We start from the raw sequence: 22,489 nt of genomic DNA, 5'->3' as shown, positions 1-22,489 counted from the left end.
AAGGCGAGTTCCCTCGTGACAGGGGTGCGGCGGATCGCGGGCGTTGGCCCGCGGTTCCACCCGTCGGAACCGGCCCGCTGTCCGATCCATGGCCTGGTCGGACAACCTCTGCCACGGGATCGGTCCACACCCTGACTCGCGGCCACGGCACGGTCTGCGGGAGTCCGCACAAGCCCCGGGGATCACGACGGGGCATCAGACGCCCGCGACCAGTGTGCCGAGGGCCGTGCGGCGGTGGGTGACCGAGCGGCCTGTGCGGGTCGTCGTCGCCATGCCCGCCGATCTGAGCGCCGCCACTTGGGACGAGGCCGTCGCGTTGCTGCCACCCGTGCGGGCCCGGATCGTGAGCCCTTTTCCCCTGCGCATTCCGGGGCAGCACTCCGGAATCCTGATCGCAAGTCGCCGGGATCCGCGCTCCGGGCCCGGTGCAACGGTGCGTTCCATCGACGGTGGACCGGTCGACGAGGCCCCTCCGCGTCGCCTCCGGACACCGGCTGCCGCCACGGAGGTGCCGGGGCGGGGTCAGCGCAGGCGCGGGACGTGCTGCGTGACGCAGTGGACGCCTCCGCCGCCCCAGGCCAGGGTGCGGGCCGGGGCGCCGACCACCTGGCGGCCCGGGAAGAGGGTGGCGAACTGGGCGAGCGCCGGGGCGTCCGCCGGTTCGCCCGCCGTCGGTACCACGACGTTCCCGCTGGTCTCGTAGTAGTTGGTGTAGCTGAACGTCCGCACCATCAGCCCGTTGTGCCGGAAGTGCGGCTGGTGGTGCAGCTCCACCAGCTGGAAGGGCCGTCCGCACGCGTCCGTCGCGGCGTCCAGCACCGCCTTGTTGGCCGCCATCCGGTCGTGGTTGGGACTGGTGGTGTCCGGCTGGGTGTGCAGCAGCAGCCGGGCGGGCCCGAGGTAGGCGGCGACGAGGTCGACGTGTCCGTTGGTGATGTCGTCGCCGGCCAGGCCGTACGGCAGCCAGATCACCTTGCTCGCACCGTACGAGGACAGCAGCGCGGCCTCGATCTGGGCGCGGGTCATGCCCGGATTGCGGTTGGGGTGGAGCAGGCACTCCTCGGTGGTGATCAGGGTGCCCTGGCCGTCGGTGATGACGGACCCGCCCTCCAGGACCATGTCGACGGGCCGCCGGGGGACGCCCAGGTAGGAGCAGACGCCGACGGGCAGGAAGTCGTCCTTGTCGTACGGGTACTTCTCGCCCCAGCCGTTGAAGCGGAAGTCGAGGCCGGCCGAGCGGGTCCGCGCGTCGTTCACCGTGAAGACGGGACCGGTGTCGCGGGCCCAGCAGTCGTTGACGGGGTACTCGGTCACCGTGACCGAGCTGCCGCAGCGCGCCCGCGCCTGGGCCGCCTGCCCCGGTTCGGCGACCATCACGACCGGTTCGAAACGGGCGACGGCCCGGGCGATGCCGGCGACCTCGTCCTGGACGTCGCCGAGCAGGGCGCCCCATCCGACGGTCCGGTCCCAGGGCCAGGCCATGACGCAGGCGGAGTGGGGCTCCCATTCGGCGGGGGCGTGGTGGAGCTCCTCGTCCTCGGCCCGCGCGTCCGCGGCGGCGAAGGCGGGGACGGGACCGGTGAGGAGCGGGTGGGCGACGGCGGCGAGGGCGGCGGCGCCGAAACCGCGCCGGCTCATGCGTGGCAGGTTCATGACATGTCTCCTTGTGGTGTGTGGGGGGCGAGGGGCCGGGCGGGTGTCCGGCGGCGGTCCGCCGGACACCCGCCGCGGATCAGGAGGTTCCGCCGGCCAGTTCGCCGACGGGCGCGGGCGCGGCCCGCTCCTCGCGCGCCCGGGCCGCCCCGCAGCGTGTCCTGCGGCTTCCTGACGGCGAGGTAGACGAGGCCGGCGGTGATCACCGCTCCGGTGCCGAGCAGGCCGGCCCAGACCTGGTACCAGGGGGCTCCGGGCGGGGCCAGGATCGCCCGTGGCCAGCAGACGTTGACCACCTCGAAGGCGGTCCAGAGGACGGCCAGGACGTTGAGGAAGGTGCCCTTGCGCCCCAGCCGGATGTGTCCCGACGGGACCCACGTGCCGCGCAGCCGGGCGATCAGCGCGGCCAGGCTGACCAGGAAGAACGGGAGGAAGGTGGCGGCCGTGCCGAAGGCGATCAGGCTGCCGATGGCGGTGGCGTTCAGGCCGAGCAGCAGACCGGTGCAGCTGACCAGGGTGGAGGCGATCAGGCCGCCGATGGGGGCCTGGCGCCGGTTGACCCTGCGGACCTGACGGGAGAAGGGGAACACCCCGTCCCGCGCCAGCGAGTACACGCCTCGGGCGGCGCCGCCCTGGGAGGCCATGGCACAGGCGAGGAAGCCGACCAGGACCACCGCCACGAAGGGCTTGTCGGACCAGGAGCCGAACGCGGTGACCACGGCGGTGGTCACCGGGTCGAGGTCCTCGCCGGCGACGACGGCCCGCGGGTCCGGGTGCGCCAGCGCGACCGCCATCGCGTTGAGGACGACGACCAGGCCGACGCTGAGCAGCGCCCACCACATGGCCCGCGGCACCTGGCGCCCGGCGTCCTTGGTCTCCTCGGCGGTCGAGACGCAGGCGTCGAACCCGATGAAGCCCCACCCGGCGACGGCGAGGACGGCCAGGAAAGCCATCGCCGCCGATCCGCCGGACAGCGCTTCGGCGCCGAGGGTCCGCGTGAACATCGAGAAGCCGTGCTCGCGGAAGAACAGCAGCAGGGCGAAGCCGACCAGCACGGAGGCGATGGCCTCGGCGGCGATGCCCAGGGTGACGAACCAGCTGAGGATCCGGATCCCGTAGGCGTTGACCAGCATGCAGGCCACCAGGATGCCGGCGGCGACGGCGACCAGGGCGCCCGGCGAGGGGACGGTCCCGAGGAGGGCGAAGACCCAGGGAGCCGCCAGGTACGCCACGGTGGTGTTGCCGAACATCACCGCGAACTGCCACACCCAGCCGCTCATCCAGCCGAACGAGGGGCCGAGCAGCCGGCGGCCCCACTGGTAGGGGCCGCCGGCCAGCGGCCACTGCGAGGCCAGCTCGGAGTAGACGTTGACCACCAGGCACTGGCCGAGCAGGACGACCGGCAGCGCCCACACCCAGGCGGGCCCGGCGATCATCGTGCCGACCATCGAGACGGCGTAGAGGGCGACCACGGGGGAGACCACGGCGAAGCCCATGGCGATGTTCCCGAGGACCCCGAGGCTGCGGTTGAGCTCCTGCCGGTAGCCCAGGTCGCTCAGGCGGGCGGCGTCGGTGTCCGGCGGGGCGTCCGGGCCGGGGACGAGGGGGGAAAGGTCTGGCATGCGCACCTCTGGGGGAGGGGGGAACGCCGGGCGCCCGCTCCCGGGCGGGCCCGGAGCGCTCCGGAACGTAAATCTAACGGCGTTAGGTATCGGGAATGCGGGGACCATAACCCGGCCCGAACCTCATGGGAACCCCTCCCTACGGGTAACCTGGCGGCGGAAAACGAGGGGGATCACCGTGGGCCGACCCAACCAGCCGCTGCTCAACCGCGGGATCATCGCGCGCGCGGCCCTCGAACTCCTCGACGAGGAAGGCCCGCAGGCCCTGAAGATGCGCACCCTCGCGGACCGCCTCGGAGTGCGCGGGGCCTCGCTCTACCACCACGTCGCCTCCAAGGACGACGTGCTCGACGCGGTCTCGGAACTGATCAACGAGGAGATCGACCTGAGCCCGCTGGACGACCCGCGGTGGCGCGAGGGGATCGCCGCCTACGCCCGCGGCTACCGGCAGGTCTACCTCCGCCACCCGAACGCCATCGCCCCGGCGGCCCGCCGCCAGGTCGAGGCCGACAAGGCGCTGCGCGGCTACGACGCCCTGCTCGCGGCGCTCGTCCGGGCGGGCTGCACCCCGGCCAGGGCGGCCGAGGCGGCGGCCGCCGTCGACTACCTGGTCCTCGGCTCGGCGCTGGAGACCTTCACGGCGGGCTTCAGCCGTACCCCCGCCGACTACCGCCCCGACTACCCGGCACTGGCCGACGCGCTCACCGGCGCGGCGGGCACGGGCTCCGGCCTCGACGCGCTCGACGACCGCGGCTTCGAGCTGGGACTCGGCCTCCTGCTGGACGGCCTCGCCGCCCAGCTGTCGCCGGCCGGGCCCGGACGGCCCTGAGCCGTTCCGTCAGGCCCGGCCCGGCCCGGCCTGAGCCGTGGCGTCCGGCCGGCTACGCGAACCGGGCCAGGAGAGCCGGGAGGGCGGTGCCGATCGGCTCGCGGACCAGCTCGTCGGCCAGCGGGTCGTACGGAGTCTCCTCCGCGTTGACGATGACCAGGCGCGCCCCCGCCTCGGCCGCCATCCCGGCGAGCGAGGCGGCCGGCTGCACCTGGAGGGTGGTCCCGACGGCGATGAAGACCTGGCACCCCTTGGCCACGGCCACCGCCCGCGCGAGCACCTCCGGGTCGAGACGCTCGCCGAACATCACCGTCGCCGCCTTCAGGATCCCGCCGCAGGCGGAACAGGCGGGATCGGGCTCCCCGGCGGCCACCCGGGCCAGCGCCTCCGCCATGCCGGACCGGGCGTGGCAGCGGGTGCAGACCACCTGCCGCGCCGTGCCGTGCAGCTCGAACACCTTGCGCGCCGGCATCCCGGCGAGCTGGTGCAGACCGTCCACGTTCTGCGTGATCACCCGCACCGGGGTGCCGGAGCGCTCCAGCTCGGCCACCGCCAGGTGCGCCGCGTTCGGCCGGGGGTTCAGGGCCCAGAGCTCGGCGCGCATGAGCCAGGACCGACGGCGGATCTCCGGATCGGCCATGTAGTGCGCGTACGTGACGAGCTTCTCGGCCTCCGGATCGCGCCGCCACAGCCCCTGCGGACCCCGGTAGTCCGGAATCCCGGAATCGGTCGACATCCCGGCCCCACTGAACACTGCGACGAGCGGCTTCCCCATGGGCCGACCCTAGGCGGAACCCGCAGGCGCCTGCGACCGGATTAAGCCCCGCTCCGCCCCGCTCCCCGTGCCGCGTTCCCCGCCGCGACTGCCTCCCCGGGGCCGGTCGGCGCATGAGGAGAGTCGTTTCTGCGGTGAATCTCCGCGCCCACCGGAGTGAGCCCGCGCCGCGCCCCTGCACACGGGAGCGGGCGGGCGGCTATAAACCGGACATGACGCTCATCCCGTACCGCCCGGGCGCCGTGCTGCTCGCACTGTCCGCCTCCCTGTTCTCCCTGATCGCGTCGTCGGTTCCGGCGGCCGCCCTCGCCGACCCCGTGCCCGGCTGGTCCCGCCAGCGCCATCACACCGAGGACGAGATCACCAGCTTCCTCACCGCCTTCTACGGGGACCACGGCCCCTCCGCGCGGGACCGCAGCCGGCGGGTCTCGCAGCAGTTGAAGGAGAAGCAGGCCCACAGCCCGGACGCCGACGTCGTGCTCTGTGCCCGGGGCGTCCCGCAGGGCATCGTCATCGGCCCGGCCACGGTCGCCCATGCGGCCGGAGTCGGCTGGGCCACCGTCACCACCACCTGGGACTCCGGCTTCACCGACACCTTCACCGCGTACGTGCGCCTCGACTCCCGGCCGATCGTGCTCGACGACGTGATCTGCGCGGGCTGATCACCATCGTGGCGGAGTGGACGCGGCCACCACCGCCCCGTACCGCCCCGTACCGCCCCGGTGCGCCGCGCGAACGCCGGGCCGGCGCCCCTCTCGTGGCGGGGGCCCGGCGTTCGCGGTCATCCCGCGCGCCTTCGGGGCGGGTCCCCCGCCGAGCCGCCGACGGCCGGATGGCGCTCCTGCGCACATCCCGGCGTTCTGGTACAACACCGGCCATGACGGGATTCGAGATCACCGGCGCGGGCGCCGCCGACATGGAACTGCTGCGCACCTGGGCGGACCTGGAGGGCTGGAACCCGGGGGACAGCGACCGGTTCGCCTTCGCGGTGGCCGACCCGGACGGCTTCCTGGTCGGGCGCCGGGACGGGGAACCGGTGGCGTGCATCTCCGCCGTGCGCTACGGCACCGGGTTCGGCTTCATCGGCTTCTACATCGCCCGTCCCGACGTACGGGGCCGGGGGTACGGCATCCGGCTGTGGCGGGCCGGGATGGAGCGGCTCCACGGCCGGCTCGTCGGACTGGACGGGGTGGTCGAGCAGCAGCCCAACTACCGCAAGTCCGGGTTCCGTTCCGCCTGGACCACCATGCGCTACGAGGGCTCGCCGCGGGCCGGCGCCACCGGCCCGGACGGGGGCGTGGAGATCGTCGACGCGGGCTCGCTGCCCTTCGCCCGGATCGCCGCCTACGACCGGCGCTTCTTCCCGGAACCGCGTGACGCCTTCCTCTCCGCGTGGATCTCGCTGCCGGGGCGGACGGCCCTCGCGGCCGTACGGGACGGCCGGATCGAGGGCCTCGGCGTGGTCCGCCCGTGCAGTGGCGCCTCCCGCATCGGTCCGCTCTACGCCGCCACGCCCGAGGTGGCCGCCGCCCTCGTGCGGCGGCTCGCGGAGCACGCCCCCGCCGGCGCGGTGGCGGTGGACGTGCCGGACGCGAACCCGGCCGCGGCCGCGGTGGCGGCCGGGCTGGGGCTGGAGCCCTCCTTCGAGACGGCCCGCATGTACACCGGCCCGGCGCCGGAGGTGGAGCTGGCCGGCCTGTACGGGATCACCAGCCTCGAACTGGGCTGACCGGCGCCACGTCGGGGAGGGCGGCGCGGGGCCGGACGGCGGCCGGCCGGCGCCGCCCGGCCGGGAGCGGCGGGCGTCAGACGCCGAAGAGCACCCCGGTGGTGCTCCGCAGCCCGCAGGGGTTGCCGAAGGTGTACGTGTAGCTCAGCCGCCGGCCCTGCCACACGCCCTCGGCGGTGACGGTCACCGGGTTCCACTCCCGGGTGCACGCCGTGTCGGGGCGGGGCGCCGCCAGGGCGTCGAGCGAGGCTCCGGTGGCCCGCAGTTCGGCGCAGGCCGCCGCCGGGTCGGGGTGCGTGCCGCCCGGCCGCGGTGCGCACACCAGCGTGGCCGCGCGCAGTACCGTCCCGTTGACGGCGTCCTCCCCGGCCGTGACGCTGACCACGAGCGCGGACGGCGAGTAGGGGCTCTGTGCTCCGGCCGGCGCCGCGTCGGCGGCTCCGGTCCCCGCCAGCGCGGTGAGCGCGGTGAGGGCCACGGCTCCGGAAGCAAGTCCCAGACTCCTGGTGATGGACCGCATTTCGAACACTCCTCGGGGTCGGTGCTTCGGATAGCGGACGCGAGTCTCGCCCATCCGTGGCGGGGACGCCCGTACGCACCGCTGTTTTCCGTCACTGATCGTAAGCGCGCGAGTGCACTCCGCGGCTCCGGCGCCCCGCCCTCCCCGGCGGTGACCTGGGGAGCAAGGAATCCGGGAAACGGCCGAACACCCTCCCCGAAAGGTTCGCCGCGCGCCGTCGGCGGGCCGCCGCCGTCAGCGTCCCGCCGCCGTGCGCGGCGCGTAGAGGTCGAGGAGGCGGGTGCGGGTCTGCTGGAGCCGTACGGCGAGGACCCGGCCGACCCAGTGCCCGATCGCGGAGCCGAAGGCCGGATCGGCGTCCATCAGCATCCGGACCGTCGCCCCGTCGAACTCGTAGGCGCGCACGGGGGTCATGGCCTCGGCGCTGAGCTGCCACACGTACGGCGGGAACAGCCACGACCAGCCGACGAGCTCCCCGGGGCCGAGGCTCTCGACGGCAGCGGGGGTGCGGCGGCCGGGCAGCGGGACCTCCAGGGTCACCGTGCCGGAGCGCACGATCCAGAAGGTCAGCGCCGGGCCGCCCTCCTCGAAGAGCCGGGCCCCTTCGGGAAAGTTGACCTCACGGGCGTGCGACATCAGCCGGCCGCGGTGATCGGCGGGCAGTACGGCGGCGATCCGGACGGGGGAAGGTGTGCTCATGACGGCCTCCGATCACGACCCCCCAGGAGCCTCTGGTCCCCCCAGTGTCGCCGACGCGGGCCCGGATCGGGGCGGGCGGCGGTGCGGGTACCCTCGGTCGTCCGCCGTCCACCGAGGGTGGCGGGCGACCGCCGGGCCGCACCGGAGCGTCGCCCCCGGAAAGCCCCGCCGGCGGCTGTCGCCGCTACTCCTCGGCGTTGGCCTCCAGGCAGGCCAGCTCCATCGCGTCGAGCACCGCCTCGTGGCTGCGCCCGCTCAGTTCCGCGACGTTCTCGATCTGCGCCGTCGCCCAGGCGGCCAGCGTCATCACCAGCACCCGCAGGCCGTCCGTGCCGTGGTCGTCGAGGATCGCGTCGGCGACCGTCATGGCGTCCTCCGGCACCTGCTCGGGCGGCTCCAGCCCGGCGAGACCGCGCAGCATCGCCAGGGTGCGGCGCGATATCTCCGGGGTGATCCTCGCCAGCCGCATGTCTTCGTCGTCGTCCATCAGCCCCGCCCTCCCGTCACCGGCCCTGCCCCTCAGGGCACGGTAGAGGCGCACGGCCCCGCGCGGGGCGGTTTTCGCCAGGTGACCGCGTGTGGAAGGGATGGCCCGCGCTTGCCGGAATTGACGCCTCCGGACGCGGTCCCTCTGCCCGGTGCGCCGCGCGCGTCTCGCACCGCTCCGCCCCAACACCCTTACCGGGGCGGTCCGTTCGGCATCCGATGCGTCAAGTGTGGTGTCCGTGACGGCGATCCGTCCTAGGGTGCGCCCGTACGGAAGAACACCGGTACCTCGCGGTACAGCGGTGCGACGCACGACGAACTGGGGGGTTCATGCGTAGATCCAGAGGCCTGGCGGCCGCTCTCGCCCTGTCACTGGCCGGCACCGGCGCGGTCGTCGGCCTCGGCCTCGCCCCACGGGCGGCGGCCATCACCCCGCCCGTGGCCTTCACCGCCGACCCGCTGCCCACCTGGCAGCCCAACGGGGTGGTCTGGGCCCTCGCCGAGGCGGGCGGCACCGTCTTCGTCGGCGGAACCTTCTCCGCCGTACGCCCGCCGGCCGGAGCGGCCGGCAGCGAGCGTCCCGCCGTCAACTTCGCGGCGCTCGACGCGGCGACGGGCGCCCCGACCTCCTGCGACCTGTCCTTCACCGTCGGCAGCGGCACCGCCACCGTCCGCGCCCTCACCGTGTCACCGGACAAGAAGACGCTCTACGCGGGCGGCTACTTCGGCGCGGTCAACGGCACCCCCGTCTCCAGCATGGCCGCCATCGACGTGGCCACCTGCACCGTGAAGCCGGCCTTCCGCCCGGCGTTCGCGGCCACCGTACGGGCCGTCGCCGTCACCGGCGACACCGTCTACGCGGGCGGCGACTTCCTCACCGTCGCCGGCCAGCCGCGCGGGCGCTTCGCGGCCGTCGCGGCCGCCGACGGTGCGCTGCGCCCCTTCAGGGCCGACGCCGACGAGCCGGGCCGGGCCGTCGAGGTCACCCCGGACGGGAAGAACGTGCTGCTGGGCGGCGACTTCTTCCGGGTCAACGGGACGGACACCCACGCGCTCGCCGTCGTCGACTCCGCCAGCGGCGCCCTCACCAAGTCCTACGCCGGTTTCATCGAGACCAACTCGGTCGTCAAGGACATCGCCGCCGACGCGACCGGCTTCTACACCGCCAACGAGGGCACCGGCGGCGGCGTGTTCGACGGCCGGATCGCCCTCGACCTGGCCGGTTTCGGCCAGCGCTGGCGCGACACCTGCCTCGGCGCCACCCAGGCCGTACTGCCGTACCAGAACGTGCTCTACAGCGCCTCGCACGCGCACGACTGCTCCAGCGTGGGCGAGTTCCCCGACGGGCAGCGCCACCACCTGCTGGCGCAGCCGACCACCAGCACCGGCAAGCTGGGATGGTCCCCCGACACCAACGACGGCATCGGCGAGGGAATCGGCCCGCGCGTGATGGCCGTCGGCACCAAGGCGGGCGTCCCCCACCTGTGGGTGGGCGGCGAGTTCACCACCGTCAACGGGGCGGCGCAGCAGAGCCTGACGCGCTTCTCCTCCGTCAACGACACGGGCGCGCCCACCGTTCCCGTGGCGAGCGCCGCGGCGTTCGGGCCGGCCGAGGTCCAGGTGCGCTGGCGCACCGGGCTCGACCTGGACGACAGCACCCTCACCTACCGGATCTACCGCAACGGCTCGGCGACCCCGGTCGCGACGGTGACCGCCGACTCGCTGTTCTTCAAGCGCCCGCAGGCTTCCTGGACCGACACCACGGCCCAGGCCGGCCAGACGTACACCTACCGGGTGACGGCCACCGACGCGGCGGGCAACGTCAGCGCCCCGTCCGCTCCGGCGAGCGTGACGGTCCCGGCCTCGGCCGAGGCCTACCCGAGCCGGGTCCGCGCGGACGGCGCCCAGTTGTACTGGCGTTACGACGACGCGGTGCTCCCGTACGCGGCCGACTCCTCGGCCGCCGGCAACCAGGCGGGCGTGCACCACAACGGTCCGGCCCTGCGCCAGTCGCCGGGAGCGGTGGGCGGCGCGAGCACCGCCATCGGCTTCGACGGCACGAACGCGCACGTCTACGGCGACCGGCGGCAGAGCGTGGGGAGCACCTACAGCATCGAGACCTGGTTCAGGACCAACACCACCCGCGGCGGCAAGCTCGTCGGTTTCGGCAACCAGCAGACCAGTGGCAGCAATCGGTACGACAAGCACATCTACATGACCAATGACGGCCGGCTGGTCTACGGCGTCTACACCGGAGCCACCCGCACCATCACCACCGCCGCCGCCTACAACGACGACAAGTGGCACCACGTCGTCGCCACCCAGGGCCCCGGCGGGATGACCCTGTACGTGGACGGCGTCCAGAAGGGCACCCTGAACGTCACCACGCACGAGAACTTCACGGGTTACTGGCGCACCGGCTTCGACGGCCTCGGCGGCTGGCCGGACCGCCCGGCCAGCGAGCACTGGGCGGGCCGGCTGGACGAGACCGCCGTCTACCCGGGCGTCCTGAGCGCGGCGCAGGTGCAGAACCACTACGCCCTGGCCTCCGCCCCGGCCGACTCCGTCGTCCAGCTGACCGCGGCCGAGGACACGTACGCCAACGCGGGCGCCCCCGGCACCAACTACGGGACCTCCGGGTCCCTCGCGGTGCGCGGCACCTCGCTCTACACCAGCTACCTGCGCTTCGACCTGCCCGCCGCGCCCGCCGGGAAGGTCCTCAAGTCGGCCGCGCTGAGCGTGAAGACGAGCACCATGGCCGGCGCCGGGACCACCGACGCCGTCTCGGTCGTCCCCGTCACCGGCGCCTGGTCGGAGGGCGGGACCACGTACGACAACCGCCCGGGCACCGGGGCCCCGGCACTGGGCGGCTTCGCCGGGATCCCGGACGGCTCGGCGGTCCACACCACCGGGCTGAACACGGCCGCCGTCGCGGCCGCCCTGGGCGGTTCCTACGGTCTCGCCCTGACCAGCACCGGGACCGACGCGCTGTGGCTGTGGTCCTCGGAGGCGGCGGCGAACGAGGGGACGCCGCAGCTGCGGCTGACCTTCGGGGCGCCGTAGCCCGCGGGCGCGCTCCACGCCGTCCGGCGCGTACTCCCCGGGCCGCCGCCCGTCACCGGACCGGCGGCGGCCCCTCCGGGGTCAGGCCGACGCCCGTGCCCGCGAGCGCCGCACGTCCCGGACGAGCGCGGACACGGCGCCGAGCAAGAGCAGGACACCGGCCGCGATCCACAGGGGCGACGCCCCGGTCCGGTAGTCGTGAACGGCTCCGACGAGGAGCACCGAACAGGCGAGGACCCCGAAGGCCGAGATCGCGGTACCGGTGTGGCGGGTCATGACGGCATTCTCGCCGACGGCCGGGGCGGCCCCTCACGGGGTGCCCCGGCCGTCCGGCGCCTCCACCTCCAGGAAGCGGCGGCCGCGGGGGCCGCGGTAGAGCAGGCAGTCCCAGCCGTGCCGCTCCAGCTCCGCCGCGCAGGCCTTCAGCCGTTCCTGTTCCTCCAGGGCCGCGCCGCCACCGGGCGGGCCCGCCCAGGTGACCTCCACCCGGTCCGCGCCCGGCACCACCCGGTACCCGGTCCGTACGCGCCGCCCCGCTCCGTCCACCGCCGACGGCGGGAAACCGGCCGCCTCCAGTACCAGGGCCACGGCGCGGGCCGCCGCCCGAAGTTCCCAGGGCGCCGGGACCGCCGTCCCGCCGGCGAGCAGCCGCCGGATCTGCAGCAGCCCCTCGTATGCCGTGCGCACCTCCGCCGCCCGCCCGGTTCCGGACGGCTCGGAGCCGTCGCCGGTCGCCGGCTGGAAGTTCCCGCCCCGCGTTTCCGTCACCTCCGCGCACCCCCGCCCGTCTGAGTACCCATGACCAACGGCCTGAGTATCCGCCCCGATTCCCCGCCGCGCCGTCACTGCTGGAATGACGGCATGAACACTTCGGCTCCCGGACCCGCCCGCCCCCGCCTCGGGCACGTCACCGCCGCCGGCTCCGCGCTGGCCGTCGCGCTGGTCCCGCTCGTCGTCGGCGTTCTGATCGCCAAGGGGGTCGCCGCCGACCCGCACGCCCCCGTCAACGCCCTGATCACCGGCGGCGGCCAGCGTGCCGGCCTGCCCCGCGCCGAGTGGAGCCGGCGCGGTCACGGAGCGGTGCGCAGGCTGCGCACCGCCGGCCGGGGCACCGCCCGGCGCTGCGCGGCCGTCCGCGACCGCCGCCGCGCCCTCAGGGAGCCGGCGGCTCGCTGACGGGTACCCGCCGGCTCCCGGGTCAGCGGCCGTACTGGCGCACGCACAGGTCCACGATGGACGGCGGCACGGTCCCCTCCGCCGCCTCGCACAGCTCCTCCCCGCGCACCGGTCGCGGCACGCGCGGGGCCGGTTTGGGGGGCCGTGCGTGCCGGGGGACGACGGGCTTGGCGGGCCGCTCGGGAGCCGGGCGGGCCCGGCGGGCGGCCGGCGGCACCGGCGGCTCCGGTTCGGGGACGTCGCCCAGGGGCGGGGGAAGCTCGGCAGGCGGGTCATGGGCGTGGTGGGCACCGGTGAACTCCGGGGAGCCGGGAGAGTCCGGGGCGTCCACGGGCGGTACGGAGCCCCGTGCCGGGCCCGGCGCGCCGGGTTCCGGCCCCACGGAGACGCAGCCGGCGCCGGCGAGGAGCGCGAGGAGGGAGAGGGGCAGGGTGGCCCGGCGTAACTGCATCCGACCACCATGCCGTAGTCCGGGCCGCCGGGATCCCGGCGCTCACGCGTCCGGGTGACCCGTGGAGTGGCCGAGGGACGGGCCCGGATGTTGCCGAATCGATCCTTCGGGGGGTGGCCGGGAACGGCCCCGGCGGTCGCAGAATGGGCGGCACCGCGATCGGCACGGTACGGCAGTGCGGGCGACGGGGGAGGCGCGACCCCCGGGGCCCGGTGCCGCCGTGCCCGTCACGTTCCGCCCGCCCGCCGTACGGAGTGCCGAGCATGACCGAACCAGCCGCGTCCAGCGTTCCCGCCCCCAGCCCGACGCCCCGACCGGGCCCCACACCCGAACCGGGCCCCCCACCCGCCCCCGCCCCCGCGCCCGCCCCGGGATCCGAACCCGGCGCGGCGGATCCGCCGCGCCCGGCGGACCCCGGCTCCCCGGCCGCCGGCGGGCGGGCTTCCGTGCGGGGGTGGGCCGCCGTGGGGGCCGTTTCGCTGGGGATCTTCTGCCTGATCACCTCCGAACTCCTGCCGATCGGGCTGCTCACCCCCGTCGGGGCCGCACTGGGGGTGTCCGACGGCACCGCCGGGCTGATGGTCACCGTCCCCGGGCTCGTCGCCGGCCTGTGCGCGCCCCTCGTCACCGTCGGAGCCGCCCGGACCGACCGGCGGCACGTGCTGTGCGTGCTGATCGCCCTGATGGCCCTCGCCAACCTCGCCGCCGCGTACGCCCCCGACTTCACCGTGGTCCTGGCCGCCCGGGTCCTGGTCGGGGTCGGCGTCGGCGGGTTCTGGGCCGTCGCGGGCGGCCTCGCCGTCCGGCTGGTCCCCGCGCACCACGCCGGCCGGGCCACGGCCCTGGTCTTCGCCGGGGTGCCGACCGCCTCGGTCCTCGGCGTCCCCGCGGGCACCGTCCTCGGCGAACTGGGCGGCTGGCGCACGGCCTTCGCCGCCGTGGGCGTCCTCGGCGCCCTCACGGCCGCCGCCCTGTTCCTGCTGCTCCCCCCGCTGCCCCCGGCCGGGCCCGTCACCTTCCGCGAACTGCGCTCCCTCCTGCGCCGCAACCGCGCGGTCCGGGCCGGCGTGATCGTCACCTTCCTGGTGGTGACCGGTCAGTTCGCCGCCTACACCTTCGTGCGCCCGATCCTGCGGGACGTCTCCGGCGTCGGCTCCGGCCTGGTCGGCACCCTGCTCCTCGGCTACGGCCTCGCCGGGGTCGCGGGCAACTTCCTGGCCGGCCCGCGCGACCCCCGCCGTACGCTGCTGATCGTCAGCGCCACCCTCACCGCCGTACTGGCGCTGATCGCCGTGCTGCCCGGGGCCGTCGCCGGCACCGCGCTGCTGCTGGCCTGGGGCCTGGTCTACGGAGGGGTCTCCGTCAGCCTGCAGCGCTGGATGCTCCGGGCCGCGCCGCCGGCCGCCGAGGCGGCCTCGTCCCTGATGGTGGCCATGTTCAACTTCGCCATCGCGGCGGGCGCCCTCACCGGCGGGCTCGTGGTGGACGGCCTCTCCGTCCCGGCGGCCCCGCTCACCGGTGCGGCGCTGATGCTGGCGGCCGCCCTGACGGTGGCGGTCGCCACCCGCCGGGACGGCGACGGGGAGGGAGCGGGAGTCCCACCCGGAGGGAGCCCGGACTGCCGGCCGGCCGCCTCCGCCGCCCCCGCCCCGCCGCCCGAGCAGAACGGACGCATGGGGCGGAACGGACACCCGGCTTGACGAAGCGGCGGCGGACGGCGAGAGTCCGCTCAAGAGCCACCGAATGAGCCGCACTTCGGAGAAGTCCCCCATGCCGATATCCGCCCGCGCCCCGTTCAGCGTGCCGGCCCAGGGGGCGGGCCCGGCCCTCGCCGTCCGGCGGCGCAGGGCCTGACCGGCTGGACGGAGGCCGGTTCCGCACCGCCGCACCGGCCCCCGTCCGCGCCCGGAGACAACCGTGTCCCCACACCCCCATGAGAACGGGCCCGAGCCCGACGACCACCTCTTCGTACGCCCTTACGTCACCGTGCCGGAGGACCCGTCCGGCTCCGCCTACCCCGCCTGGCCGTCCGGCCCGGAGTTCCCGGAGCCGCCCGGGCCGGCGGACACGACGCAGCCCCTGCCGCGGGTGCCGCCCGCGGCCCCGGCCGGTGACGCGCTCGCCGCGCCCCGCCGTCACGCACCGGCGAGGCGGAGGAGCCGGCTCCCGCTGACCGTCCTCGCGCTGCTGGCGCTGGCCGGGGCGGGCGCGCTGGCGTTCCTCGTGAGCGCGCCCGAACCGGAGCCCGCGCCGGCCGCGGCCCGGCCGGACCTGGCACTGCCCGCGCTGCCCGCCCGCAGCCCGGGCGCCGGGGACTCCGACGTGCGGAGCCGGGCGGCCACGGCTGCCCCCTCGGGCTCCGCCTCCCGGCACACCCCCACCGCGTCCGCGTCCTCGGCGAAGCCGACGGGCTCCGCGACCCCGGGGCCCGGCGGCTCCGCGAAGCAGCCGGCCGGGTCCTCCGGGACCCTGCGCCCGGGGGACAAGGGGCCCGAGGTCAGCGCCCTCCAGGAACGGCTGTACGCGCAGGGGTTCACGTACGTGCGGCTGACCGGGGTCTACGACGGGCAGACCAAGCGGGGTGTCGCGCAGCTCCAGCGGGACCGGGACATCAAGGGCGACCCGATCGGCGTCTACGGCCCGGCGACCCGGGCGGCCTTCGGCTGAGGCCGGCAACGGCGGGACAGCCGGCAACGGCGGGACCGCCGCGAGCCGTGGCGGGAGGGCGCCCGGGCGGTGAGCCGGTCCGGCGGCCCGGCCCGGCCCGGCTCACCGTCCGCCCGAGACCCGCAGCACCGCCCCCGACGTGTACGAGGCGTCCTCGGACAGCAGCCAGGCGACGGCCCCGGCGACCTCCTCCGGCTGACCGGGCCGGCCCAACGGGATCCCCGGGGCCGCCTTGGCCGGACGGTCCGGGTCGCCCATCGCCGCGTGCATGCCGGTCTCGATGATGCCCGGAGCGACCCCGTTGACGCGGACGCGGTCCGGACCCAGCTCCTTGGACAGGCCCACGGTGAGCGCGTCGACGGCCGCCTTGGTGGCCGCGTAGTGGACGTACTCCCCGGGGCTGCCCAGCGTCGCGGCCGTCGAGGAGACGTTCACGATGGCGCCGCCGCCCCCGCGCGCCATGTCCCGGGCGGCCCGGCGGCAGCACAGCAGGTACCCGAGCAGGTTCACCTCCACCACCCGCCGCAGGTCCTCGGTCCGGGCCTCGGCGAGCCGGCCCAGGGGCCCGGTCACCGCGGCGTTGTTGACCAGCCCCGTGACCGGGCCCAGTTCCGTCCCGGCGATGTCGAAGAGCCGCTCCACCGCGTCCTCGCGGGAGGTGTCCCCGCGTACGGTCACGCAGCGCGCGCCCGCCGCCCGCACGCGCTCCGCGGTCGCCTCGGCCGCCGCACCGTCTTGCGCGAAGCCGAGCACCAGGTCGTGCCCCTCGGCGGCGAGGCGCACGCAGGTCGCGGCGCCGATGCCACGGCTGCCTCCGGTGACGACCGTGACGGGGCGACGCGGCATGTGAACCTCCGTGCTGCTCAAGGCGGATGGGCTCCGCACGGGCAGGCTAACACCGGGAAGATCCGCTGGACCGGCGGGAACGGCGGCGCCGGAAGCGGCCGGGACGTCCGGACCCGTACCGTCCGCCCCGCCGGCGCTCCCGCGACCGGGCCGAGGCGCTCCGTCTGCGCGGGAACTCTCCCAGGGCCTGGCCGCCGGTTCCCGGACGGCGTCCGCCGGCCCGCGGCTGCCGCCCCGGCCGGGCGGCGGCGTTGCGCTCAGGGGCGCGGGCGGACTCCCGTGATGGGATGGAACCCAGGGGCGATTGCGCCGGTCCGGGTTCGAGGAGAGGCCGTATCCACATGTCGCAGGACACCGACGACACCATGCGGGCGATGGCGTACCAGAGTTACGGCGGGCCGGAGGTGCTCGCCGAGACCCGCCTGCCCGTGCCGAAGGTCGCGCCCGGCGAGGTCCTCGTCCGGGTGCGCTGCGCGGCGGTCAACCCGGTCGACTGGAAGATCATGGCGGGCGGGCTCGACGGCCTGATGGACGCCGTGTTCCCCGTCGTCCCGGGCTGGGACGTGTCCGGCACCGTCGAGCGGGTCGGCATCGACGCCCCCGAGTTCGCGGTCGGCGACGCCGTCATGGGGTACGCCCGCAAGGACTGGGTGCACGGCGGGACCTTCGCCGAGTTCGTCAGCGTCCCCGTACGCTGCCTCGCGGCCAAGCCCGACTCGCTCGACTGGCAGCGGGCGGCGGGCCTGCCCCTGGCCGGACTGACGGCGTACCAGCTGCTCACCCGCCTCGGCACCGGCAAGGACGACACGGTCCTCATCCACGGCGCGGCGGGCGGGGTGGGCTCCCTCGGAGTCCAGATCGCCGCCGCGCTCGGCGCCCGGGTCATCGGCACCGCCTCCCCGCGCAACCACGACCGGCTCCGCGCGCTCGGCTGCGAACCCGTCGCCTACGGGGACGGCCTGACCGAACGCGTCCGCGCCCTCGCCCCCGACGGCGCCACCGTGGTCGCCGACTTCGTCGGGGGCGTCGTCGACGTCACCCGCGCCGTCCTCGCCGAAGGCGGACGCCACGCCTCCATCGCCGACCACGCCGTCCTCGGGGCGGGCGGACAGTGGATGTGGGTCCGCCCCGACCCCGCGGACCTCGCGGCCCTGGGCCGCCTCGCCGACGAGGGCCGTCTGGAGGTCACCGTCGCCCGGACCTTCCCGCTCTCCGAACTCGCGGCGGCCTTCGCCCTCAGCCAGGAGGGCCACACCGCGGGCAAGATCGTCATCGAGGTGTGACGGCGGCCGCCCACGCCACGACGCGCCGGGCCGAAGGAGGCGCCGGGCCGTGTACGCCGTGGGCCGCCCGTCCCGCTCACGGCAGGTCCGGGACCTCCCCCGACGGCCTCCAGGCCACCTCCACGCCCGGCAGGGACGCCGCCCAGGGCCCGGCCAGGGCGGCGAGGGCGGCCGCGTCCGGCGGGGCCGGGCCCAGGCCGACGGCATAACGGGCCAGCGCGGAGGTCCGCTCGAAGGGCCGGGGCCAGGCGTGGGCATCCGGCAGCCCGGCGAGCAGCGCCCGCAGCCGGCCCCTGGCCCGGCCAAGCCGCTCCTCGAACTCCCCGGCCGCCCCGCCCCGTACGGTCACCACCGCCCACGCCGCGTGCCGTCGGTGCAGCGGCGGCGGCGACAGCAGCCGCCCGAGGCCGTCCGGCTCCGCCTCCAGCACCTCCCAGGCCCGGTACAGCTCCCGCACCAGCAGGTCCCGCAGGCCCGGCGTCACCTGCGCGGTGCAGCTGCGGACCGGCGCGCAGGGGGTCAGCACCGTGACCGGGTCAGGGGACCGGCCCGCCCCGCCCGACGGGAGCAGGGACACCGGCTCGTTCCAGTCCCAGGCGGCCCAGGTCCCGAAGAACTCCCGCCGCAGCGCGGCGGGGGAGAGGTCCGGGGCCTCCCGGACGGTCCGGGCCGCGAGGACCGCCCAGGCCAGACCCGGCAGCCCGCCGAAGGGCGCCGAGTCCAGCCCCCGCGCCCGCGCCCAGGCCTTGACCTCCCGCGCCAGCCCCGCGAAGGCGGCGTGCTCCGCGCCCACGGACCCGCGTACCGCGTCGGCGTCGGCGAGGGCGCTCAACGCCACGGCCGCCGCCCCGCCCAGCTCCGCCCGCCGGGCCACCGCGCTCCCCGGATCCAGCTCCCCGGCGCCGACCAGCACCAGGTCCACGTCCAGCCCGGACGCGTGCAGCCGCAGCCCCGGCACCCGTGCGCCCGTCACCTCGCGCAGCCGCCGCGCCCGCGGCAGCGCGGCCGCCACCCGCGCCCGCACCCCCGAGGTGTCCACCGGCCCGGGCAGTACGGCCACCAGGTCCAGGTCGGCCCCCGGCAGCGCGCAGCCCATCCGGCGGGAACCCGCCGTCCGCACGAGCGCCTCGGGCAGCGCCGCCGCGATCCGCGCCGCGAACTCCCCGGCCGCGCCCGGCACCTCGGCGTCCGCCGCCGGTTCCCCGGCCGTGGGCCGCGCCCACCGCACCGCGCCGGTGCCCAGCTCCACCAGCGCGCGGACCCGCATCGGCCCGTCCCCGCGCCGCGACAGCACCGCCAGCTCCCCGACCCGCGCCGTACGCCGGCCGGGCCCGAGCCGCTCCGCGAACTCCCGCTCCGCACGCCGGGGATCCGTGCTGCGGCCCAGGGTCAGGTGCGGGGTCCAGCCCTCCGCGCTGCCCCGGCAGCCCGGGAACCGGTCGGCCAGGGCACGGCGCAGCTCCTGCCACGGCGCGTCGCCGTCCGCGCCCGCCGCCGGATCCAGCCAGAGCGTGGCGTCCTCGCGGTGCCCGAAGGACCGCACCCCCTCCAGCCGGACGGTGAACGGCTCCGCCGCGGCCGCGACCTCCGCCAGCAGCGGCAGCGCCTCCTCGAAGGAGGACTCCGGCACGAAGCCGCACAGCAGGTTCACGTGCGCCGGCCAGCGGTCCGCCCCCGGGTCGTGCGCCCGGCGCAGCTCGGCGACCACCGGGTCGTGGGGGGCCGGCCACGCCACCGCCGTCCGGGCCGTCGCCGGTACGCCGCACCGCGCCGGCCCCGCGTCCGGTGCCGCGTACTCCACGGTGACCTCCACCCCGAAGTGGTCGGAGACGAACAGCCCCTGCGGCCCCGGCGCGTCGCCCCGCAGCGCCGCCTGCCGCACCCGCCCCCCGCCGGAGGGGCGCAGCAGGACGCGGTCCAGCCGGGCGGCCCGGCCCGACAGCGAGCACACCGCCGCCAGCGGGTTGACCCGGGGGTCGAAGGTGGGGGTGTCGTCCCCGGGCCCGTGCACCTCGTTCCACGCGTCCAGCAGCCCCAGCGCGGCGGCCGGCCCCTCGGCCCCGGAGCGGCCGTCGTTGAAGTCGCCGAGCAGCGCGACCCCGGCGTCGATCCCGCCCAGCCCCTCGGCCAGCCGCGCCAGTTCGGCCTCCCGCCGGCCGGCGCCGTTCTCGGTGTGGTCGCTGGTCAGGTGCGTGCCGGCCACGACCAGGGGACCGCCCGCGGTGTCCACGGTCACGGCGGTGACCGCCTTGTGCGGGCCCAGCACGTGCAGCCCCGCCTCCCGCACCGGCAGCCTGCTCAGCACCAGCAGCCCGTGGTCCGGGACGTCCTCGCCCCGCGGATCGGTGCCCAGCGTGTAACCGGCCCGTACCCACGGCTCGGCCAGCAGCAGCGCGAGCAGCGCCGGCTCGACCTCCTGCAGCGCGATCACGTCCGCGTCGGCCACCGCCAGGTCCGCCAGCAGCATCGGCCTGCGCCGGGCGGTGGCGATGCGCGGGGCGTCGTACCGGTCCCACAGGGTGTTCCAGGTCAGCAGCCGCACGCGCGCCGCGGGGTGCGGGCGCGGGCCGCCCGGACCGGCCTGGACCGGCCGCCAGCCGCCGGCCGCCGGATCCCAGGCGTGCGGGGTCCTCGCCGTGAAGAACGGGGCCGCCAGCAGCCGCCGTTCGCGCACCCGCCCGGCCCCCGTCGAGTCGATCCGGTCGACGCCGGTGGCCCGGTCCCACACCAGTTCGCCGTCCGCCTCGACGAACAGCACCCGGTGCCACGGGATGTCGCCGCCGGGCACGAAGGAGGGCAGCGGCACCCGCTTGGGCGCGGCCCCCCGCTGCAGCAGGCCGAGCGTGAACCGCGCCGGGTCGAACCGGGGGTCCCAGCGGACCTGGTGGTAGAGCTGCTCGCTGGTGCGCATCAGAGACCGTCCCCCTCGCCGGCCGGCCCGAGGGAACCGGCGGTGTCCTCGACCGTGCCGCCCGCCCCGACGTACCGGGTCCGGTGCGCCTGGCCCGGGTGGGGCGGGCTGAACCGCCGCAGCTGCGCGGCCAGTACGGGCTCCGGCACCGGATGCGGCCGTACGGCGTTGCGCCGCGCCAGCTCCGCTTCCCCGACCAGCATCACCACCCGCGTGACCAGGGCGTCGCGCCGCCGCGCGACCGCACCGGCCAGGCCGCGCTGCCGCTCGGTCAGGGAGGTGGCGTCCCACACCACCGTACCCCCGGCGGCCAGGGCGCGGTCCAGCCGCTCCAGACCCTCGCGCAGCACCTCCGGATTGGCCCGCTGGTCTGCGCGCGCACCCCGGGCCGCGCGCAGGTCGTCCAGGCAGACGTACGCGTCCACCCCGGGCAGCGTCCGCGCGAAGGTGCTCTTCCCGCTGCCCGACGGCCCGCACAGCTGCACCAGGCGCGGGTACGCGGACCCGTCCCGCCAGCGCCAGGTCGCCGCCACCGCCTCCTGCGCCGAGGAGACCGAGCCCCGTCCGAAGGCCTCGCGGGCCTGCGCCCAGCACCGGTCGGCGGCGTCCGCGTCGAGACCGCCGAGCCGCTGACGCAGTCCGGTGCGCAACGCGCCGAGCGGGTCCGGGCCCAGCAGGCCGGCCTCCTCGGCGCACAGCGCCGACCACTGCGCGCACTCCAGCTCCTCCGCCGTCGCCGGAAGGGCCGACGCCAGCGCGTGCAGCACCCCGAGGTCGGCGGCCGAGGCCAGCCGCACCAGCCCGGCCCGCCGGTCCTCCTCCGGGAACGGCCTGCGCAGCACCGGGTACAGACCCACCAGGTCCGCCACCCGCCGCGCCGTCCGCATCCCGAGCGGTCCCGCGGCGAGCCGCGCCGCGAGGGTGCCGCGGTGCTCGGCGTGCAGGGCGGCGGCCAGGACCCCCGCCAGCCGGGCCTCCCCGGTGCGGCCCGCGCCGTCGAGCCGGGCGGTGACCTCCCGGACCGCCCGCTCCACGTCGGGGCCGCCCGGCGCGGACGCCCCGACGGCGGCGAGCAGCGCGGCCGGATCCGGTTCGGAGCCGGAACGGACCGCCCACAGCGGTGCGGCCGGGCCGAGCCCGTTGGGCACCACCGGCGCGTGCATCCAGTGGGTACCGGTCCGCACGTGGCCGCCCCGCACCCACTTGGCCGCGTACCGCCCGAAGTCCGCCCGGTCGAACCCGGCCGTCGTCCGTACGACGTAGCCCTCCTGGCGGGTGGTGTCGATCCGCAGCCGGCGCAGCGCCCGCTCGTCGTAGGTCCCGCGCCACAGGACGCGCGGCACGGGAACGCCGAGCCGGCCGAGGAAGCGCACCGTGCGGTCCCAGTCGAGGCAGTGGTCGCCGTCCCACACCGAGAACCCGTAGAACCAGCTGTCGAGTTCCTCGTAGGCGAGCGAGTGGCGGGCGTACACGTTCTCCCCGCAGACGCGCCACCCCTGGGGTATCCGGGCGCCGATCCGGCTCTGGAGGCCCTTGACCCAGGCGCGGGAGGGATGGTGGGCGGAGTCGAGCGAGCGGGCGTGCAGACCGTCCGCGTACAGGGTGGTGTTCTCCCCGTCGAGCTTCTCGGTGACGACCACCTCGCGTCCGGCCAGCGCCGAGGTCCCGGTGGCGCGGACGTCGTCCGCGGTGGCACCGGGCGACCACGGCAGGTGGGCCGTGCGGGGGTAGGGCGTACGCATGATCGGCTCCAGCCAGGGCTACGGGTGCCCCGTCACT

20 protein-coding genes are annotated in these 22,489 nt (G+C 76.2%); 8 read left to right on the top strand and 12 right to left on the bottom strand.

All coding sequences use genetic code 11. The features are described from left to right. Window positions 1-522: 522 nt before the first annotated feature. Entirely contained in the window at window positions 523-1,653 is a 1,131-nt protein-coding gene (locus ACZ514_RS24565) for an agmatine deiminase family protein (RefSeq protein ID WP_469125661.1), read from the bottom strand. Further along, entirely contained in the window at window positions 1,650-3,275 is a 1,626-nt protein-coding gene (locus tag ACZ514_RS24560) for an APC family permease (RefSeq protein WP_469125660.1), read from the bottom strand. Before ACZ514_RS24560 ends, ACZ514_RS24565 begins: the two co-directional genes overlap by 4 nt. 178 nt (window positions 3,276-3,453) lie before the next feature. Here ACZ514_RS24560 and ACZ514_RS24555 point away from each other — a divergent pair, with 178 nt between their 5' ends. Then, window positions 3,454-4,104, top strand: coding sequence for a TetR/AcrR family transcriptional regulator (locus ACZ514_RS24555; RefSeq protein WP_468696526.1), 651 nt, complete (start codon window positions 3,454-3,456; stop codon window positions 4,102-4,104). Between the two features lie 52 nt (window positions 4,105-4,156). On the opposite strand, the gene ACZ514_RS24550 is transcribed toward ACZ514_RS24555, so the two are convergent. Continuing rightward, entirely contained in the window at window positions 4,157-4,879 is a 723-nt protein-coding gene (locus ACZ514_RS24550; RefSeq protein WP_468166071.1) for an SIR2 family NAD-dependent protein deacylase, read from the bottom strand. Window positions 4,880-5,091: 212 nt separating this feature from the next. On the opposite strand from ACZ514_RS24550, the gene ACZ514_RS24545 reads away from it, so the two are divergent. Together ACZ514_RS24545 and ACZ514_RS24540 are read left to right on the top strand one after the other, a co-directional pair. Further along, on the top strand, window positions 5,092-5,541 hold the full coding sequence (locus ACZ514_RS24545) for a hypothetical protein (RefSeq protein ID WP_469125659.1): 450 nt from the start codon (window positions 5,092-5,094) through the stop codon (window positions 5,539-5,541). Window positions 5,542-5,756: 215 nt separating this feature from the next. After that, window positions 5,757-6,608 carry a GNAT family N-acetyltransferase gene (locus tag ACZ514_RS24540; RefSeq protein ID WP_469125658.1) on the top strand — a complete coding sequence of 284 codons (852 nt, stop codon included), beginning with the start codon at window positions 5,757-5,759 and terminating at the stop codon, window positions 6,606-6,608. A gap of 76 nt (window positions 6,609-6,684) precedes the next feature. Here ACZ514_RS24540 and ACZ514_RS24535 read toward each other — a convergent pair whose 3' ends face one another. From ACZ514_RS24535 to ACZ514_RS24525, 3 genes are all read right to left on the bottom strand, one after another. Then, entirely contained in the window at window positions 6,685-7,128 is a 444-nt protein-coding gene (locus ACZ514_RS24535; protein ID WP_468166077.1) for a subtilase-type protease inhibitor, read from the bottom strand. Window positions 7,129-7,362: 234 nt separating this feature from the next. Then, the gene (locus ACZ514_RS24530; RefSeq protein WP_468166079.1) at window positions 7,363-7,827 is read right to left on the bottom strand and encodes a Crp/Fnr family transcriptional regulator; all 465 of its coding nucleotides are present in this window, start codon (window positions 7,825-7,827) and stop codon (window positions 7,363-7,365) included. 184 nt (window positions 7,828-8,011) lie between these two features. Beyond that, on the bottom strand, window positions 8,012-8,314 hold the full coding sequence (locus ACZ514_RS24525; protein WP_007262440.1) for a hypothetical protein: 303 nt from the start codon (window positions 8,312-8,314) through the stop codon (window positions 8,012-8,014). Between the two features lie 329 nt (window positions 8,315-8,643). Here ACZ514_RS24525 and ACZ514_RS24520 point away from each other — a divergent pair, with 329 nt between their 5' ends. Then, complete coding sequence (locus tag ACZ514_RS24520) at window positions 8,644-11,376, top strand: DNRLRE domain-containing protein (RefSeq protein ID WP_469125657.1); 2,733 nt, start codon at window positions 8,644-8,646, stop codon at window positions 11,374-11,376. Between the two features lie 81 nt (window positions 11,377-11,457). On the opposite strand, the gene ACZ514_RS24515 is transcribed toward ACZ514_RS24520, so the two are convergent. Together ACZ514_RS24515 and ACZ514_RS24510 are read right to left on the bottom strand one after the other, a co-directional pair. Continuing rightward, window positions 11,458-11,652, bottom strand: a complete 195-nt coding sequence (locus ACZ514_RS24515) for a hypothetical protein (protein WP_468166084.1) — start codon at window positions 11,650-11,652, stop codon at window positions 11,458-11,460. A gap of 33 nt (window positions 11,653-11,685) precedes the next feature. Further along, a complete protein-coding gene (locus ACZ514_RS24510) occupies window positions 11,686-12,144 on the bottom strand; it encodes a hypothetical protein (RefSeq protein WP_469125656.1) in 459 nt (152 codons plus the stop codon). A gap of 93 nt (window positions 12,145-12,237) precedes the next feature. Between ACZ514_RS24510 and ACZ514_RS24505 the strand changes: the two genes are divergently transcribed. After that, on the top strand, window positions 12,238-12,552 hold the full coding sequence (locus tag ACZ514_RS24505; protein WP_468166088.1) for a hypothetical protein: 315 nt from the start codon (window positions 12,238-12,240) through the stop codon (window positions 12,550-12,552). Window positions 12,553-12,574: 22 nt separating this feature from the next. Here the strand turns inward: ACZ514_RS24505 and ACZ514_RS24500 are convergent, their stop codons facing one another. Then, a complete protein-coding gene (locus tag ACZ514_RS24500; protein ID WP_468166090.1) occupies window positions 12,575-13,003 on the bottom strand; it encodes a hypothetical protein in 429 nt (142 codons plus the stop codon). 464 nt (window positions 13,004-13,467) lie between these two features. Here ACZ514_RS24500 and ACZ514_RS24495 point away from each other — a divergent pair, with 464 nt between their 5' ends. Together ACZ514_RS24495 and ACZ514_RS24490 are read left to right on the top strand one after the other, a co-directional pair. Next, window positions 13,468-14,703: an MFS transporter gene (locus ACZ514_RS24495; RefSeq protein ID WP_469125655.1), complete on the top strand. Its 1,236-nt coding sequence runs from the start codon at window positions 13,468-13,470 to the stop codon at window positions 14,701-14,703. Between the two features lie 217 nt (window positions 14,704-14,920). After that, window positions 14,921-15,670, top strand: a complete 750-nt coding sequence (locus ACZ514_RS24490; RefSeq protein WP_468166094.1) for a peptidoglycan-binding domain-containing protein — start codon at window positions 14,921-14,923, stop codon at window positions 15,668-15,670. A 102-nt stretch (window positions 15,671-15,772) separates the two neighbouring features. Here ACZ514_RS24490 and ACZ514_RS24485 read toward each other — a convergent pair whose 3' ends face one another. Then, the gene (locus tag ACZ514_RS24485; protein WP_468166096.1) at window positions 15,773-16,516 is read right to left on the bottom strand and encodes an SDR family NAD(P)-dependent oxidoreductase; all 744 of its coding nucleotides are present in this window, start codon (window positions 16,514-16,516) and stop codon (window positions 15,773-15,775) included. Window positions 16,517-16,881: 365 nt separating this feature from the next. Here ACZ514_RS24485 and ACZ514_RS24480 point away from each other — a divergent pair, with 365 nt between their 5' ends. Then, the gene (locus ACZ514_RS24480) at window positions 16,882-17,799 is read left to right on the top strand and encodes an NADP-dependent oxidoreductase (RefSeq protein ID WP_468166232.1); all 918 of its coding nucleotides are present in this window, start codon (window positions 16,882-16,884) and stop codon (window positions 17,797-17,799) included. 76 nt (window positions 17,800-17,875) lie between these two features. Here ACZ514_RS24480 and ACZ514_RS24475 read toward each other — a convergent pair whose 3' ends face one another. Both ACZ514_RS24475 and ACZ514_RS24470 read right to left on the bottom strand, forming a co-directional pair. Further along, a complete protein-coding gene (locus tag ACZ514_RS24475; RefSeq protein ID WP_469125654.1) occupies window positions 17,876-20,710 on the bottom strand; it encodes a poly(A) polymerase in 2,835 nt (944 codons plus the stop codon). Next, a complete protein-coding gene (locus tag ACZ514_RS24470; protein ID WP_469125653.1) occupies window positions 20,710-22,452 on the bottom strand; it encodes an RNA ligase family protein in 1,743 nt (580 codons plus the stop codon). The genes ACZ514_RS24475 and ACZ514_RS24470 overlap by 1 nt, the downstream gene beginning before the upstream one ends. Window positions 22,453-22,489 lie beyond the last annotated feature (37 nt).

The organism is Streptomyces sp. NPDC034086, from assembly GCF_055575515.1.
The sequence above is the reverse complement of the archived record's forward strand: the minus strand, read 5'-3'. Positions and strand labels throughout refer to the sequence as shown.